General features: G+C 70.7%; 16 protein-coding genes. 10 read left to right on the top strand and 6 right to left on the bottom strand.

The features are described from left to right. Positions 1-772, bottom strand: a 772-nt coding sequence (locus QNJ67_10135; GenBank protein ID MDJ0609323.1) for an FAD-dependent oxidoreductase, incomplete at its 3' end; no start/stop codon positions are given. A 196-nt stretch (positions 773-968) separates the two neighbouring features. Between QNJ67_10135 and rpmH the strand changes: the two genes are divergently transcribed. The 6 genes from rpmH (at position 969) to argB (ending at position 5,333) form a co-directional block, all read left to right on the top strand. Beyond that, on the top strand, positions 969-1,103 hold the full coding sequence (rpmH, locus tag QNJ67_10130) for a 50S ribosomal protein L34 (GenBank protein ID MDJ0609322.1): 135 nt from the start codon (positions 969-971) through the stop codon (positions 1,101-1,103). A gap of 121 nt (positions 1,104-1,224) precedes the next feature. After that, the gene (rnpA, locus tag QNJ67_10125; protein MDJ0609321.1) at positions 1,225-1,638 is read left to right on the top strand and encodes a ribonuclease P protein component; all 414 of its coding nucleotides are present in this window, start codon (positions 1,225-1,227) and stop codon (positions 1,636-1,638) included. Continuing rightward, positions 1,635-1,931 (top strand): membrane protein insertion efficiency factor YidD, encoded by a 297-nt coding sequence (gene yidD, locus QNJ67_10120; protein MDJ0609320.1) that lies wholly within the window; start codon positions 1,635-1,637, stop codon positions 1,929-1,931. Before rnpA ends, yidD begins: the two co-directional genes overlap by 4 nt. Further along, positions 1,928-3,718, top strand: coding sequence for a membrane protein insertase YidC (gene yidC, locus QNJ67_10115; GenBank protein MDJ0609319.1), 1,791 nt, complete (start codon positions 1,928-1,930; stop codon positions 3,716-3,718). Before yidD ends, yidC begins: the two co-directional genes overlap by 4 nt. A gap of 16 nt (positions 3,719-3,734) precedes the next feature. Further along, positions 3,735-4,421 (top strand): ribosome biogenesis GTP-binding protein YihA/YsxC, encoded by a 687-nt coding sequence (gene yihA / locus QNJ67_10110; protein ID MDJ0609318.1) that lies wholly within the window; start codon positions 3,735-3,737, stop codon positions 4,419-4,421. 9 nt (positions 4,422-4,430) lie between these two features. Next, positions 4,431-5,333 carry an acetylglutamate kinase gene (gene argB, locus QNJ67_10105; protein ID MDJ0609317.1) on the top strand — a complete coding sequence of 301 codons (903 nt, stop codon included), beginning with the start codon at positions 4,431-4,433 and terminating at the stop codon, positions 5,331-5,333. Positions 5,334-5,749: 416 nt separating this feature from the next. Here the strand turns inward: argB and QNJ67_10100 are convergent, their stop codons facing one another. Both QNJ67_10100 and QNJ67_10095 read right to left on the bottom strand, forming a co-directional pair. Then, complete coding sequence (locus QNJ67_10100; protein ID MDJ0609316.1) at positions 5,750-6,976, bottom strand: DUF2336 domain-containing protein; 1,227 nt, start codon at positions 6,974-6,976, stop codon at positions 5,750-5,752. Continuing rightward, complete coding sequence (locus tag QNJ67_10095; protein ID MDJ0609315.1) at positions 6,973-8,664, bottom strand: diguanylate cyclase; 1,692 nt, start codon at positions 8,662-8,664, stop codon at positions 6,973-6,975. Before QNJ67_10095 ends, QNJ67_10100 begins: the two co-directional genes overlap by 4 nt. Before the next feature lie 77 nt (positions 8,665-8,741). On the opposite strand from QNJ67_10095, the gene QNJ67_10090 reads away from it, so the two are divergent. The 4 genes from QNJ67_10090 to QNJ67_10075 are packed head-to-tail and all read left to right on the top strand — an operon-like array spanning position 8,742 to position 12,111. Then, positions 8,742-9,443 (top strand): pyrimidine 5'-nucleotidase, encoded by a 702-nt coding sequence (locus QNJ67_10090; GenBank protein ID MDJ0609314.1) that lies wholly within the window; start codon positions 8,742-8,744, stop codon positions 9,441-9,443. A 60-nt stretch (positions 9,444-9,503) separates the two neighbouring features. Continuing rightward, positions 9,504-10,361, top strand: a complete 858-nt coding sequence (gene dapD, locus QNJ67_10085; GenBank protein MDJ0609313.1) for a 2,3,4,5-tetrahydropyridine-2,6-dicarboxylate N-succinyltransferase — start codon at positions 9,504-9,506, stop codon at positions 10,359-10,361. An 11-nt stretch (positions 10,362-10,372) separates the two neighbouring features. Continuing rightward, positions 10,373-11,542 (top strand): succinyl-diaminopimelate desuccinylase, encoded by a 1,170-nt coding sequence (gene dapE, locus QNJ67_10080; GenBank protein MDJ0609312.1) that lies wholly within the window; start codon positions 10,373-10,375, stop codon positions 11,540-11,542. Then, the gene (locus tag QNJ67_10075) at positions 11,539-12,111 is read left to right on the top strand and encodes a hypothetical protein (GenBank protein MDJ0609311.1); all 573 of its coding nucleotides are present in this window, start codon (positions 11,539-11,541) and stop codon (positions 12,109-12,111) included. Before dapE ends, QNJ67_10075 begins: the two co-directional genes overlap by 4 nt. A 129-nt stretch (positions 12,112-12,240) precedes the next feature. Here QNJ67_10075 and truA read toward each other — a convergent pair whose 3' ends face one another. Genes truA through def form a run of 3 tightly spaced genes read right to left on the bottom strand, consistent with a single transcriptional unit; the run spans position 12,241 to position 14,529 of the window. After that, positions 12,241-13,002: a tRNA pseudouridine(38-40) synthase TruA gene (gene truA, locus QNJ67_10070; GenBank protein MDJ0609310.1), complete on the bottom strand. Its 762-nt coding sequence runs from the start codon at positions 13,000-13,002 to the stop codon at positions 12,241-12,243. 5 nt (positions 13,003-13,007) lie between these two features. Continuing rightward, entirely contained in the window at positions 13,008-13,970 is a 963-nt protein-coding gene (gene fmt / locus QNJ67_10065; protein ID MDJ0609309.1) for a methionyl-tRNA formyltransferase, read from the bottom strand. Positions 13,971-13,989: 19 nt separating this feature from the next. Then, a complete protein-coding gene (gene def, locus QNJ67_10060) occupies positions 13,990-14,529 on the bottom strand; it encodes a peptide deformylase (GenBank protein MDJ0609308.1) in 540 nt (179 codons plus the stop codon). Positions 14,530-14,686: the final 157 nt, after the last annotated feature.

The raw sequence follows: 14,686 nt of genomic DNA, 5'->3' as shown, positions 1-14,686 counted from the left end.
CGATCGTCCGCTCGACGCCGTCCTGGTCCAGGGTCGCGCGCACCCCCGCGCCGGTCGCCTGGACCGCGGTCACCTTCGCGCCCTCGAAGACCTGCAGTCCCTCGGCGAGCAGCCGGTGGCGCAGCACCTCGACCAGCTCGGGGTCGTCCTTCGGCATCAGGCCGGCCATTTCCACCAGGCTGACCTGCGCGCCCAGGTGGCGGAAGGCCTGGCCCAGCTCGCAGCCGATCGGGCCGCCGCCGACCACGATCAGGTGCTCGGGGCGCTCGGCGAGGTCGAACACCGTCTCGTTGGTCAGGTAGGGCGTTTCCGCCAGACCCGGGATCGGCGGCACCAGGGGCTCGGAACCGGTGGCGATGACGAAGCGCCGCGCCTCCACGCGGGTGCCCGCGGCCTCGACCGACTGGCGGCCGGTGAAGCGCGCCTCGCCCTTCAGCACGGTGACGCCGAGCCCCTCGAAGCGCTCGACCGAGTCCACCGGCGCGATGCCGGCGATGACGTCGTGCACGTGGTCGTGGACCGCCTGGAAGTCGATCTCGGGCGGCTGGAATAGGACGCCGAGACTGGCCGCCCGGTGGTGCGCCTGGGCGGCGCGCCCGGCGACCAGCAGGGCCTTGGAGGGTACGCAGCCGTAGTTCAGGCAGTCCCCGCCCATCCTGCCCTTCTCGATCAGCACGCTGCGGGCGCCCATCTGGGACGCGCCGGCCGCGATCGACAGCCCGGCCGAGCCGGCGCCGATGACGCAGATATCGGCCTTGATGACGTCCGCCATGATCCCTCCCCACTCAGCCGGCCGGCCAGAGGTGATAGGACTAGGTGTGTCGGCGCGGCGCGTCAATTCGTCCGGCAGCCGGGCCCGCCCGGAAGGCCCCGGCTGGCGCCCCACCCGTCGTTGACAGAGCGGGGAGGCGCGCTTATACAGCCCCGTCAAAACAGCGGTAACAGCGAGATTTCGAGGAGTTCAGGTCGTGAAGCGCACCTATCAACCCAGTGTGCTGGTCCGTAAGCGGCGGCACGGTTTCCGGGCCCGCATGTCGACCGTGGGCGGCCGCAAGGTCCTGGCCCGCCGCCGTGCGAAGGGGCGGAAGCGCCTCTCGGCCTAGCTTTCCCTTCCAGGGGCGCGCGACCGCGCCCCCTTTCTGCGCCGGCAAGCCTCTATCCGGACCGACCGGCCCGAGCCCGACCGACGACCCCATTGATCCGCGAAACACGGGGGCCAGCGCGATGACTTCGACCCTCCGGCACCTCCGGACGCGTCCCGAGTTCCTGCGAGTCGCGCGCGCCGGGCTGAAGTGGGTCACGCCCGGGCTGGTCCTGCAGGCCGGGCGCCGCCCTGCGGCGCCGGCGGAAGCCGGCGAGGACGTCATCGGCTTCGGCCTGACCGCCAGCCGCAAGGTCGGCAACGCCGTGGCCCGCAACCGGGCCCGCCGACGCCTACGGGCGCTGGCGCGGGAAATTCTGCCGAGCGCCGGAAAGCCGGGACGCGACTACGTCATGATCGCCCGTGCCGAAACGCCGTCGCGCCCCTATATGGAACTGACCCGAGACCTCAAATCGGCGCTGGTCAACGTGGAACGGGTCGCCGGCAAGCGCGCGCGCGCCCGAGCCGGCGGGACCGGCGCCGGGGAACGCGCATGAAGCTCCTGAGCCTCGCGATGAAGGGCCTGATCCGCACCTACCAATGGACCATTTCGCCCTGCCTGCCGCCGAGCTGCCGCTACTATCCGAGCTGCTCGAGCTACGCCATCGAGGCCCTCGACCGCCACGGCCCGCTGCGCGGCGGCTGGCTGACGATCAGCCGTATTGCGCGCTGCCATCCCTGGGGCGGCGAGGGCTATGACCCGGTGCCCGATCCGGCCGCGGTGCGCGGCGCCGGGGCGGCCGGTGATTCCAGTCAACCCGGACCGGCTCTAGGAGAGCGCCTCGAGTGATCGACAATCGCAACCTCATCCTCGCGGTCGTTCTGTCTCTGTCGATCCTGATCGCCTTCGAGGTCCTGTTTCAGGGCCCCCAACGCCAGCAGCTCCTCGAGCAGCAGCAGGCCCAGCAGGCCCAGCAGGCCGTGCCGGGGACCGACCCGAACGTGGTTCCCCAGGGTGACGTCAGCGAGATTCCTTCGGTGCCCGGCGCGGCGCCCGCGGCCGGCGCCGAGCTCGGCGCCGGGCTGAGCCGCGCGGACGCGCTCTCGGCTGGGCCACGCGTCGCCATCGAGACCGAAGCGCTCCGGGGCTCGCTCTCGCTGGTCGGCGGCCGCCTCGACGACCTGACGCTTAAACGCTACCGGGAGACGGTCGACCCGGCGAGCGCCAACATCGATCTCCTGTCGCCGATCGGAACGGATCGGCCCTACTTCGCGAGCTTCGGCTGGTCGTCGGGCGACCGGGCCCTGGACTTGCCCGACTCGAAAACCCTGTGGCGCGCGGACCGGGACACCCTGACGGTCGACAAGCCGGTCACCCTGAAGTGGACCAACGAGCAGGGCATCCGTTTCGAGAAGGTTATCGAGATCGACCAGGACTACATGTTCACGGTCACCCAGAGGGTGATCAACCAGAGCGAAGCGCCGGCCGCGCTGTCGCCCTACGGCCTGGTCTCGCGCACCGGCCATCCCGACGTCCTCGGCTTCTACATCCTCCACGAGGGCCTGATCGGGGTGTTCGACGGGATCCTGGAGGAGCTCGACTACGAGGACGTCGAGGAAGAGCGCGTGATCCAGCAGGAGACCACGGGCGGCTGGATCGGGATCACCGACAAGTACTGGCAGGTCGTGGCCATTCCCGACCAGGAAGAGCGGGTCAACACGCGCTTCGTCTATAGCGGCCAGAGCCAGCCCGGCAAGTACCAGACCGACTTCCTCTACGAAGGGGCGACGGTTCCGCCCGGGGGAACGCTGGAGAAGACCAGCCGCCTCTTCGCCGGCGCCAAGGTGGTCGAGCGGCTGGACAACTACCGCGACACGCTGCCGGTCGACCGCTTCGACCTGTCGGTCGACTTCGGCTGGTTCTACTTCCTGACCAAGCCCTTCTTCTACATGCTGAGCTATTTCGGCCAGCTGACCGGCAACCTCGGCATTGCGATCTTGATCGTGACGGTGATCATCAAGATCGTCTTCTTCCCCTTGGCCAACAAGTCCTATCGCTCGATGGCCAAGATGCGCAAGTTGCACCCGGAGCTGGTCAAGCTGCGCGAGCGCTTCGGCGACGACAAGCAGCGCCTGAACCAGGAGATGATGGCGCTCTACAAGCGGGAAGGCGCCAATCCCCTGTCGGGCTGCCTGCCCATCCTGGTCCAGATCCCCGTGTTCTTTGCGCTCTACAAGGTGCTCTTCGTCTCGATCGAGATGCGCCACGCGCCCTTCTTCGGCTGGATTCAGGACCTCTCCGCCCCGGATCCGACCACCATCCTCAACCTCTTCGGCCTGCTGCCCTGGGGCGCGCCGGAACTGGGCCTCCTGAACATCCTGAACATCGGCGTCTGGCCGATCCTCATGGGCATCTCGATGTACTGCCAGCAATTGCTCAACCCGCAGCCGCCGGACCCCATGCAGGCGCGCATCTTCCAGCTGATGCCGATCCTCTTCACCTTCCTTCTGGCCCAGTTCGCCGCGGGCCTGGTGATCTACTGGACCTGGAACAACCTGCTCTCGATCCTGCAGCAGTACGTCATCATGAGGCGGGCCGGGGTCCCGATCGGACGCGGCAGCGGGAATACCACCTGACGGGGAACCGCCTGCCATGACCGGCGAGCCGCCACAGGACGAGCTGCTGCCGGACGAGCTGCCGTTCGACGCGGCGACTCTGGAAGAGGGCCGCAAGCTCTTCGCCCAGGCCTGCACTTTCATGCTCTCGGTCGGCGGGCGCGCGCAGCTGCCCGAGACCGGCCTGCCGGAGATCGCCTTCGCCGGCCGGTCGAACGTCGGCAAGTCGAGCCTGGTCAACGCGCTGACCGGCCAGCGCACCCTGGCCCGAACCTCTCAGACGCCGGGGCGCACCCGCCAGCTCAACTTCTTCGACCTCGGCGGCCGGCTGATCCTGGTCGACCTGCCTGGCTACGGCTACGCCAAGGCGGCCAAGTCCGAGGTCAAGGCCTGGACCGGCCTGACCCGAGCCTACCTGAAGGGACGGGCCGCGCTGCGCCGGGTCTGCCTGCTGATCGACGCCCGGCACGGCCTCAAGGCGGGCGACCGCGAGGTCATGAACGACCTGGACGAGGCCGCGGTGTCCTATCAGGTCGTTCTGACCAAGGCCGACAAGGTCAGGCCCCAGGCGCTGGCCGCCACGCTCGACGCGCTGGCGCGCGAGCTGGCGACCCACGTCGCCGCGCACCCCCAGATCCTGCCGACCAGCGCCCAGACCAGCGGCGGGATCGCCGAGCTCCGGGCGGCGCTGGCCGCCCTGGCGGAGCCCGACCCCGCAGGATAGAGTGCCGCGATGACGACGAGAAACATCGGCGAGACCAAGCACTGGCTGAGGACCGCCCAGACCATCACCGAGGCGCTGCCCTACATGCGGCGCTACTCGGGCAAGACCTTCGTCATCAAGTACGGCGGGCACGCCATGGGCGACCGCAGCCTGTCGGACATCTTCGCGCGCGACATCGTGCTGCTGAAGCAGGTCGGGATCCACCCCGTCGTGGTGCACGGCGGCGGACCGCAGATCGGCAAGATGCTCGAGCGCCTGAAGGTCACAAGCGAGTTCGTCGACGGCCTGCGCGTCACCGACAGCGACACCGTCGAGGTCGTCGAGATGGTGCTGTCCGGCTCGATCAACAAGCACATCGTCAGCGTGATCAACGATGCCGGCGGGACGGCGATCGGCCTGTCGGGCAAGGACGGCGCCCTGATCCAGGCGAGCAAGCTGCGCCGCACGCGGCGCGACCCCGACTCCAACATCGAGAGCATCCTGGACCTAGGCTTCGTCGGCGAGCCCCAGCAGATCAACCCGCAAATTCTCGGCTCGCTGCAGCAGGCCGGCATGATCCCGGTGATCGCGCCGATCGGCGTCGGCGCCAACGGCGAGACCTACAACATCAACGCCGATACCGTGGCCGGCGCGGTCGCCGGCGCGGTCGGCGCGGCCCGCCTGCTGCTGCTGACCGACGTGCCCGGCGTGCTCGACCAGGAGGGCAACCTGCTGACCGACTTGAGCACCGAGGACGTCCGCGCGCTGATGGCCGACGGCACGATCTCCGGCGGCATGATCCCCAAGCTGGAGACCTGCATCGGGGCGATCGAGAAGGGCGTCGACGCGGCGGTCATCCTCGACGGCCGAGTCGCCCACACCCTGCTCCTTGAAATCTTCACCGAGCGCGGCATCGGCACGCTGATCCGCTAGGCGGACATTCAGCCTACCCCGCACCCGACCGACGGTAGCCCTGGATGGCCGGATCACGTCCGGCTATGGCAGAGAAGCGCGGGTTCAGTTGGGGCCGATACCGTGCCTGTGGCGTGGCATTCAACCAACCTTCTCACCACAGAGAACACAGAGAGCACAGAGAACCAAAAAGGGAATTGGTTGCGCGCGAAGCGCGCCAAAAAGAACCTTTGGTTTTTCCTCTGTGTACTCTGTGTCTCTGTGGTGAAGCCTTTTTTGTTATTCTTCCCCGGCACGATGCTGCGGCAGTGCCTGCAACTCATCCCCCCACTGTCATGCCCGGACTTGATCCGGGCATCCAGAATAGCCTGCATGTGATGGGCGGTGGCCCTGGATGGCTGGATCAAGTCCGGCCATGACAGAGAAAGGGGGCCGCTTCAGGCGACTCCAAAGAACTCCAGCTGCCAGGTCATCTCGTCGGGCGTGAGGGGAAAGTCGACCCCGCCGCGCGCGTGCAGCAGCTCGTTGGGCGGAATGCCGCCGAGCTGAAGCTGGAGCTGGGTCGCGAAGCGCATGGAGAGCCCGGCCTTCCAGGCCAGGGCGGTCACGCCCTTGGCGCTGCGGGCGCGCAGGATGCCGTCGACCGCGGCGCGGTCCGCGCCGCCCAGGAGCGCCAGGGATTCCCGGACCAGCACCCGGTCGCCCTGGGCCAGGGCCTCGCGCAGGCAGTCCTCGTCGAGCCGGCCGGCGGCCAGCAGCGCCGCCGCGCTCACCGGCTCGGCCGCGTCGGCCGGCGGTGCCTCGGCCAGCCGCCGGTGCACCGCTTCGGCGACCCGCGACGCGGTCGCGGCGTCGAGGTCGCGCCGCGCCTGCAGCGCGTCGAGCAGGTGGTTGGCGACAAAGCCCGCCAGCTTGACCACCGCGCCGCCCGGCAGGCGGGGGCGGTGGGCCAGCGGCGCCTGCCAGGCCGTGACCTCGCGTGAGCGCTCGACCAGCCCGTCGAGGGTCTCCTCGCGGATCTGCGCGCTGTCGTTGGCGAGCAGGCTGACGACGGCGTCCCGGTCGTCGACCGCGACCAGGGCGTCGGAGACCGCCGGCGCCAGGGCGTGGCGCCGCGAGATGGCGCAGAGGGGTGCCGAGGCGCGGCTCTCGGCGATGATCTCCAGCAGATCCTGGTCGGTCAGCAGCGGCGAGAACTCCAGCACCGGGCAGGCGACCACGGCCTCCGTATCCCGGGCCAGGCGCTGGATCACCGCGTAGGGCGCGTCGGCGACGTCGCGCAGGGTCTCGGACAGGATCTGGCGCACCTTGGTCGCCTGATCTCGGGCCAGCAGCTCGAGGGTCTCGATCACCACCTGGTGGACCGCGCGCTGGTCCGGTTCGGAGAGGTGCCGCGTCAGGCGCGCCACCTTTGCGGCGAGGTCGCGGCGCACCGCCTCGTCCCGGTCCTCGGCCAGGAGGCGCGCTGCCTGGGCCGGCGTGCGCTCGTTCGCCGCGATCCGGCGCCGCACCTCGGGCGAGGGGTCCTCGGCGAGGTAGTAGAGCGCCTCGGGCCGCAGGTCGGGCCGCGCGGCCGCCGCGGCCCGGACCCGCGCGTCGGCGTCGCGGATCAGGCGCTTGGTCTCGTCGTAGCTGAGCGGCGCCGTGTCCTTCGCTCGGGTCATGGCGCGCCCGAGGGCGGCCGAGCGAAGGTCACCCCTCCCTTGCCGTCGTGCTTGATCGCGTACATGGCGGCGTCGGCCCGCTCGATCAGCGCCTCGGCGGTCTCCGGGCGCCGCGCGTCGGCCATGGCGATGCCGACGGACAGGCCCAGGGGAAAGCGGCGGTCGGCGGAGAGCGCCGCGAGCTCTTGAGAGGCCTCGAGCAGGGCTGTTCCCTTGCCGCGCGCCGCGTCCTCGGACATGGCGGGGAAGAAGAGGGCGAACTCGTCGCCGCCGAGGCGCGCGGCCAGGTCGCCGGCGCGGATCTGCTGGCGCAGCAGCCCGGCGATCCGTTCGAGCGCCCGGTCGCCCGCCTGGTGGCCGAGGGAGTCGTTGATCTGCTTGAAGTTGTCCAGGTCGATATAGAACAGCGCCGAGAGCGGGTGGTCGTCGTCGGGCCGGCGCTCCAGCAGCCGCGCCAGGTTGGCGACGAAGCCGCGCCGGTTCTGCAGCCCGGTCAGGGGGTCGGTGGTCGAGAGCCGCTCCAGCCGGTCCTCGCGCTGCAGCTGGCGGTTGGCCACGCCGACCTGGGCCAGCACCTCCTCGAGCAGCACGTCGCCGTCGTCGCCCCATTCCGCCTCGCCGCCGCGCCGCCACAGGCAGAGCAGACCGTTGCGCCGGCCGCCGTAGGCCGTGGCGAAGACCAGGAGCCGGTCGCCCTCGACGGTCTCGTTCAGCCCGTCCCCGGTCTCGCCGAGCCGCGCGATCAGCGGCTGGAAGCCCTCGCCCGGCGGCGCCGCGCCGGCCTGGGCCATCGACAGCAGGGTGCCGGCCTCGGTACGGCACTGGATCTCGGCGCCGGCGGCCGAAAGGGCCGGGAGCAGCGCCCGCGCGACCGCCGCCAGCATGCGGGCCGGCTCGGCCTGCTCCCGCGTCATCCGCAGCAGATAGGCCAAGAGGCTCTGGCGCTGCGCCGCCCGGGCCAGCTCGGCCTCGCGCAGCCGCTGCTCGGTGATGTCGCGGCAGGTCCCGCGGGCGCCGCACCAGCGGCCGTCGGGACCGACCAGGGGGATCGCGTTGGCGAGCAGGCATACGGCCTTCGACCCGGCATCCCGGACCCAGACCTCGACTCCGGAGAGCGGCGCCCGGCACAGGAAGGGCGCATGGCCCTGGGCGCCGACGTCCATGACCAGACCCCGGGGGTCCCGGCCGACCAGGACCGCGGCCGGGTAGCCCAGCGCCCCGCGCGGCGTGACGAAGGTGAAGCGGCCGTCGGGGCCGGTCTCCCAGGCGAAATCGCTGGAGGCTTCGACCAGATCCTTGTAGCGTTGCCGCGAATCGACCAGGGCGTCGCGCAGGCTCCGCTCCAGCGAGATGTCCCGCCCGATAATGGCGACGCCACCGTCCGCCCAGGGAACGACGATGAGATCCAGCACCTGCGCGCCCGCCCCCTCGCCCAGCTCCTTGCCCGGATCCAGGGGCGCGACGTGAGCGATCTGGCCGCCCAGGGCCGAGGCCACGGCCGCCGCAAGCCTGGGCGAGCGGCCGGAGGACCAGAGCCGCGTCAGGACCGCGGCCGGGCCGCTGGACCCCCGCAGGGCGCCCCGCTGGTCAAGCACCACCACGGGGCCGGCAGCCTCCCGAGGGTCCGCGCCGGCGGTTGCGGGGCGGGGTTGGCGCTCGAGCGCCGGGCTGGTGCCGCCTTCGGTCATCTGGGCTCTGGACAGCGATTTCCTGGCATTTCGACTAGATTGTTTAGATTATTCGGGACTCCCTTAAGGCGGCTTAAATGACGGCCGTCGACCCCCAAGGCGCCGCGGTCGCCGGGCGCGGCCCCGCGCTCGACCCGGCCGAGGTCCGCGACTGGATCTTCGACCTGGACAACACCCTCTACCCGGCGGCCTGCCAGCTCTTCGTGCAGGTCGACGCTCGGATCAACAGCTTCATTCAGGACTACCTGGCGCTCGATCCCGGCGCGGCGCGGGCTCTGCAGCGGCGCTACTTCGAGGCCCACGGCTCGTCGCTCGCCGGGCTGATGCTCCACCACGGGCTGGACCCGGCCGAGTACCTCGCCTTCGTCCATGAGATCGATCTCGGCGTGCTGTCGCCGTCGCCCGAACTGGACGCCGCGCTCGCGGCCCTGCCCGGCCGGAAACTGATCTACACCAACGGCTCGACCCGCCACGCGGAGCGGGTGCTGGCGCGGCTCGGGATTGCCGGACACTTCGCCGAGATCTTCGATATCGCGGCGGCGGACTACCGGCCCAAGCCGCGGGCTGAGCCGATGTCGGCCCTGGTCGAGCGCCACGGCATCGCGCCGCGGTCCGCCGTCTTCGTCGAGGACCTGGCGCGCAACCTGGCGCCCGCCGCGGCGCTCGGCATGACCACCGTGCTGGTCACGGCAGCGCCGGCGGTCGAGGCGCCGGAGGACTTCATCGACCACGTGACCGACGACCTGGCGGCCTGGCTCGGCGCCCTGACTATGCGTTGACAGGGCCGCGGCGGCCACGCATCTTCGCGCGGCTCGAAGTGGAAGACAGGAAGCGGCCCAATGAGTTCCCAATCCCTCAAAGAGGTCATCGAAACGGCCTGGGAGAAGCGCGACGCGGTCTCCCCCGGCACCGGCGGCGAGGTCCGCGAGGCCGTGCTCACGGCGCTCGACGGCCTGGACCGCGGCGAGTTCCGGGTCGCGGAGAAGATCGACGGCGCTTGGCACGTGCACCAGTGGCTCAAGATGTCGGTCCTGCTGTCGTTCCGGCTGTTCGACATGCGGCCGATCGAGGGCGGCCCCGGCGAGGCCGAGTGGGGCGCCGCGCCCTGGTTCGACAAGGTGCCGTCCAAGTTCGCCGGTTGGGACCAGGCGCGCTTTCGCGAGGCCGGCTTCCGCGCCGTGCCGAACTGCGTCGTGCGGCGCTCGGCCTTCATCGCGCCGGGCGTGGTCCTGATGCCGAGCTTCGTCAACCTGGGCGCCTACGTCGATTCCGGCACCATGGTCGACACTTGGGCCACAGTCGGCTCCTGCGCCCAGATCGGGAAGAATTGCCACATCTCGGGCGGCGCCGGCATCGGCGGCGTGCTCGAGCCGCTGCAGGCCGAGCCGGTGATCATCGAGGACGACTGCTTTGTCGGCGCCCGCTCCGAGGTCGCGGAGGGGGTCATCGTCGAGCAGGGCTCGGTGCTCTCCATGGGGGTCTACATCGGCGCCTCGACCAAGATCGTCGACCGCGAGAGCGGCGAGACCTTCATGGGCCGCGTGCCGGCCTACTCCGTCGTGGTGCCCGGCAGCCTGCCTGGCAAGGCGCTGCCCGACGGCAGCCCCGGCCCGAACCTCTACTGCGCGGTCATCGTCAAGCGGGTCGACGAGCGGACCCGGGCCAAGACCTCGATCAACGACCTGCTGCGCGACTGACGGGGCGAGCCATGACCCTCGACCTGGACGCGACGGCGCTGGCGGCGGCCGACCTGGCGGCCCGGTTGATCCGCTGTCCGAGCGTGACGCCGGCCGACGCCGGCGCGCTCGACCTGGTCGAGTCTTGCCTGACCGGGCTCGGCTTCACCTGCCACCGCCTGACCTTCGAGGAGCCGGGCACCGAGCCGGTCGACAACCTCTACGCCCGCCTGGGCGAGACCGGGCCCAACTTCTGCTACGCCGGCCACACCGACGTGGTACCGGTCGGCGACCCGGCGGCCTGGCGGGTCGACCCCTTCGCCGGCGCGGTGATCGACGGCAAGCTCTACGGCCGCGGCGCGGCCGACATGAAGGGCTCGATCGCCGCCTTCCTGGCGGCGCTGGCCGCTTTCCTCGAGGCCCGCAAGGGCCGCTTCGAAGGGTCGCTCTCGCTCCTAATAACCGGCGACGAGGAGGCTGCCGCGGTCAACGGCACGCGCAAGGTGCTCGACTGGATGCGTGAGCGGGGCGAGACCATCGACCACTGCCTGGTCGGCGAGCCGACCAGCAACGCGCGGCTCGGCGACATGATCAAGATCGGCCGTCGCGGCGCCATGAACGGCCGCCTCACGGTGCACGGGATCCAGGGCCACTCGGCCTACGCCGACCTGGCGGAGAACCCGGTCCACCACCTGGTCGCCATGCTGGCGGCGCTGCTCGAAGCGCCCCTCGACCGGGGCAGCGACCATTTCCCGCCAACCAGCCTGCAGATCGTCTCGGTCGACGTCGGCAACCCGGCGACCAACGTGATCCCCGCCGCGGCCAAGGCCGTGTTCGACTGCCGTTTCAGCGACCAGCATACGAGCGCCTCGGTCGAGCGCTGGATCCGGGAGCGGCTCGACCGCCAGGGCGCCCGCTACGAGCTCGACATCCGCGTGTCGGGCGAATCCTTCCTGACCCCGCCGGGCCGGCTGAGCGACCTGGTGAGCAGCGCGGTCGAGCGGGTCACCGGCCGGCCGACGGAGCTGGGCACCACCGGCGGCACCTCCGACGCCCGCTTCATCAAGGATCACGCGCCGGTCGTGGAACTCGGCATGCTCAACGCCACGGCCCACAAGGTGGACGAGCACGTGGCGCTGGCCGACCTGGAGGCCCTGAGCGCGATCTACCGGGCGGTGCTCGACGGCTACTTCACCCGATGATCCCGCCCGCGGCGGAGATCGCGTCTTCGCTCTACGCCGTTTGGCGCCTGGTTCGCCTGGACAAGTCGGCGCTGCAGTTCTTCAACCGCAGCGTCGAGGGTTTCTGGCGTTCCTTCTTCGCCGCGGTCATCGTATTGCCGGTGCACGCCGCGCTGCTGTTCGGCCAACTTGGCGAAAGCGAGATGACCGCCGGGCCAGTCGAGTTCGCCGCCGTGCAGGGCCTGATCTACGTCCTCGGCTGGACCGTCTTTCCGCTGGTGATGTTCCACCTCGCCGAGGCCATGCAGCGCTCCGGCGAGTACATCGGCTACGTCGTGGCCTCCAACTGGGCCAGCGTGCTCGAGGCCGCCTTCTATCTCGCGGTCAGTGCCGTCGCGGCCTCGGGGCTGGTGCCCGAGGCTGTCGGCAACTTCCTGAAGCTGGGCGCCTTCTTCGCGATCCTCGCGTTCGAGGGCTTCATCGCCGCGACGGCGCTCCGGATCGGCGCCATGGCGGCCGGCGGGATCGTCATGCTCTCGCTTTTCATCGCCTACGTCATCGAGGCCGTCGGCCTGTCGATGATCAGCTAGCGGCTGAAGTACCCCTGAGCTCTTGATCACGGTCATCCTTCGACGAGCTCAGGATGAGGGTACGTGTTTGACACATTTCCCCCTCACCCTGAGCCTGTCGAAGGGTGATGGTGCAGGCTATGCACTCTCTTAGCAGCCGGCTGTCTCGGGTTCGTCGTAGCCGACGGCGGTCAGGTAGAGGCCGCAGGCGGGCGCGGCGGGGCCGGCGGCGCGGCGGTCGCGCGCCTCCAGGGCGTCGCGCAGGTCGGCCTCGCGCCACTTACCGGCGCCGACCAGCTTCAGGCTGCCGACCATGTTGCGGACCTGGCGGTGCAGGAAGGAACGGGCCTTGGCCTCGATGCGCACGTCCCGCCCGACTCGCACCACGTTCAACAGATCGAGCGTCTTGACCGGCGAGTCGGCCTGGCAGTCGGCCGCCCGGAAGGAGGAGAAGTCGTGGTGCCCGACCAGGACCTGGGCGGCCGCGTGCATGGCCTCGGCGTCGAGCGGGACGGGCACGAACCAGGCGCGGTTCCGGTCCAGGGCGAGCGGCGCGCGCCGGTTGACGATGCGGTAGAGGTAGCCGCGCGAGACCGCCGAGAAGCGCGCGTGGAAGCCGGGCGCCGCGGGCTCGGCCGACAGCACCGCGATGGGGTGGGGCTTCAGGTGGTGGTTCAGCGCGTCGCGCAGGGTCTTGGGCGTGGTCTCGCGCTCGAGATCGAGGTGCGCGACCTGGCCGAAGGCGTGGACCCCGGAATCGGTGCGCCCGGCGCCGATCACGTTGACGGTCTCGCCGCAGAAGCCGGCCACGGCCCGCTCCAGCGTGCCCTGGATGCTCGGCCCGTTGTCCTGGCGCTGCCAGCCGACGTAGTCGGTCCCGTCGTACTCGATGGTGAGCTTCCAGCGCGCCATGGCCGTCAGCCGGCGCCGTCCGCGTCGGGCGCGGGCAGCCGCGTGCCCGGCGCCACCGGGAAGCCGCGCAGCAGCTCGGCCGCGGTCATGGGCCGCTTGCCGGCACGCTGCACCCGCTCGAGGCGGAGGGCGCCCTCGCCGCAGGCGACAGTCAGCCGGTCGTCGAGCACCGCGCCCGGCCGGGCGCCGGCCGGCGCCTCGGCCAGGGACGCCCGAAGCACCTTGATCCGCTCGGGCGCGCCGTCGCGCGGCAGGACCGCGAAGGCGCCGGGCCAGGGATCGAAAGCGCGCACCTGACGCTCCAGCTCGGCTGCCGGTCGGCGCCAGTCGAGCCGCGCCTCCTCGCGGGTCAGCTTGGCGGCGTAGGTCACCCCCTCCTCGGGCTGGGGCGCCGGCACGAGGTCGCCCCGGTCCAGTCCGGCGAGCGCCCGGACCATCATCTGGGCGCCCCGTTCGGCCAGGGCATCGTGCAGCGTGGCGCCGGTCGTCTCGGGGCCGATGGCGAGCTCTTCCCGGAGCAGCATGGGCCCGCTGTCGAGGCCGGCGTCGACCTGCATGATGGTGACCCCGGTGACCGCGTCGCCGGCCAGGATCGCCCGCTGGATCGGCGCCGCCCCGCGCCAACGCGGCAGCAGCGAGGCGTGGAGGTTGAGGCAGCCGAGCCGGGGCGCGGCCAGGACCTCGGCGGGCAGGATCAGGCCGTAGGCGACGACCACGGCGGCGTCCAGGGCGAGCGCCGAGAAGGCGTCGCGCTCCGCCGGGTCCTTGAAGCTGTTCGGGGTGCGCAGCGGCCAGCCCCGCTGTTCGGCCAGGGCCTGCACGGGGGAGGGCCGCGGCTTGTGGCCCCGGCCCGCCGGGCGCGGCGGCTGGCAGTAGACGCAGGCGATCTCGTGGCCGGCCTCGGCCAGGGCCTTCAGGCAGGGAAGCGCGAAATCCGGCGTGCCGAGAAAGGCGAGTCTGAGGGGCACGGCCGCTGGGCGGCGCCGCTCAGAGCGCCGGGGCCGGCGCCGCGGCGGGCTTCGCGGCCTTCTTGGCCTTGAGCAGCTTGCGCAGGATCATGTTGCGCTTCAGCGCGGTCAGGTGGTCGACGAAGAGGATTCCGTCCAGGTGGTCGATCTCGTGCTGCACGCAGGTCGCCAGGAGGCCGTCCGCGTCGATCTGCCGGATCTCGTTTTCATGGTCCAGGAAGCGGATCTTGACCGCCGCCGGCCGGACCACCTCGGCGTAGTGCTCGGGCAGCGAGAGGCAGCCCTCCTCGTAACGGGCGTCCTCGTCGGACACCCAGACGATCTCCGGGTTGGCCATGCGGTAGGGCTGGGGCTCCTCGTCCTTGCCCGCGCAGTCGACCACGATGACCCGCTCCAGCACGCCGACCTGGGGCGCCGCCAGCCCGATGCCCGGCGCGTTGTACATGGTCTCCAGCATGTCGTCCATGAGCTGCCGGATACGCGCGTCGACCCGTTCGACCGGCTTGGCGATCTTCTTCAGCCGGGGGTCCGGCGCGACGATGATGGGCAGCTTCGCCATCGGCGATTGTCCTCGAAACTTACTTAGAATCGTTCCAATAAAGCTCTCTTCTACCTATGGCGCATCGGGCCGGGCGTCAAGCCGAGTCCCGCTTTTCTCCCCATTGGGCTGGCATGCTAGAATTTAACCCTGTTCCGAGTCGTCAAGAAAGGTCGTC

Source organism: Kiloniellales bacterium (assembly GCA_030064845.1).
Classification (GTDB): Bacteria; Pseudomonadota; Alphaproteobacteria; order Kiloniellales; family JAKSDN01; genus JASJEC01.
This window is presented reverse-complemented; position numbering and strand designations above follow the sequence as displayed.

Excerpts from the sequence above, each read along its gene's own strand:
- rnpA (MDJ0609321.1), top strand. The coding sequence starts at position 1,225 with ATGACTTCGACCCTCCGGCACCTCCGGACGCGTCCCGAGTTCCTGCGA.
- yidD (MDJ0609320.1), top strand. The coding sequence starts at position 1,635 with ATGAAGCTCCTGAGCCTCGCGATGAAGGGCCTGATCCGCACCTACCAA.
- yihA (MDJ0609318.1), top strand. The coding sequence starts at position 3,735 with ATGACCGGCGAGCCGCCACAGGACGAGCTGCTGCCGGACGAGCTGCCG.
- argB (MDJ0609317.1), top strand. The coding sequence starts at position 4,431 with ATGACGACGAGAAACATCGGCGAGACCAAGCACTGGCTGAGGACCGCC.
- QNJ67_10100 (MDJ0609316.1), bottom strand. The coding sequence starts at position 6,976 with ATGACCCGAGCGAAGGACACGGCGCCGCTCAGCTACGACGAGACCAAG.
- QNJ67_10095 (MDJ0609315.1), bottom strand. The coding sequence starts at position 8,664 with ATGACCGAAGGCGGCACCAGCCCGGCGCTCGAGCGCCAACCCCGCCCC.
- QNJ67_10090 (MDJ0609314.1), top strand. The coding sequence starts at position 8,742 with ATGACGGCCGTCGACCCCCAAGGCGCCGCGGTCGCCGGGCGCGGCCCC.
- dapD (MDJ0609313.1), top strand. The coding sequence starts at position 9,504 with ATGAGTTCCCAATCCCTCAAAGAGGTCATCGAAACGGCCTGGGAGAAG.
- dapE (MDJ0609312.1), top strand. The coding sequence starts at position 10,373 with ATGACCCTCGACCTGGACGCGACGGCGCTGGCGGCGGCCGACCTGGCG.
- QNJ67_10075 (MDJ0609311.1), top strand. The coding sequence starts at position 11,539 with ATGATCCCGCCCGCGGCGGAGATCGCGTCTTCGCTCTACGCCGTTTGG.
- truA (MDJ0609310.1), bottom strand. The coding sequence starts at position 13,002 with ATGGCGCGCTGGAAGCTCACCATCGAGTACGACGGGACCGACTACGTC.
- def (MDJ0609308.1), bottom strand. The coding sequence starts at position 14,529 with ATGGCGAAGCTGCCCATCATCGTCGCGCCGGACCCCCGGCTGAAGAAG.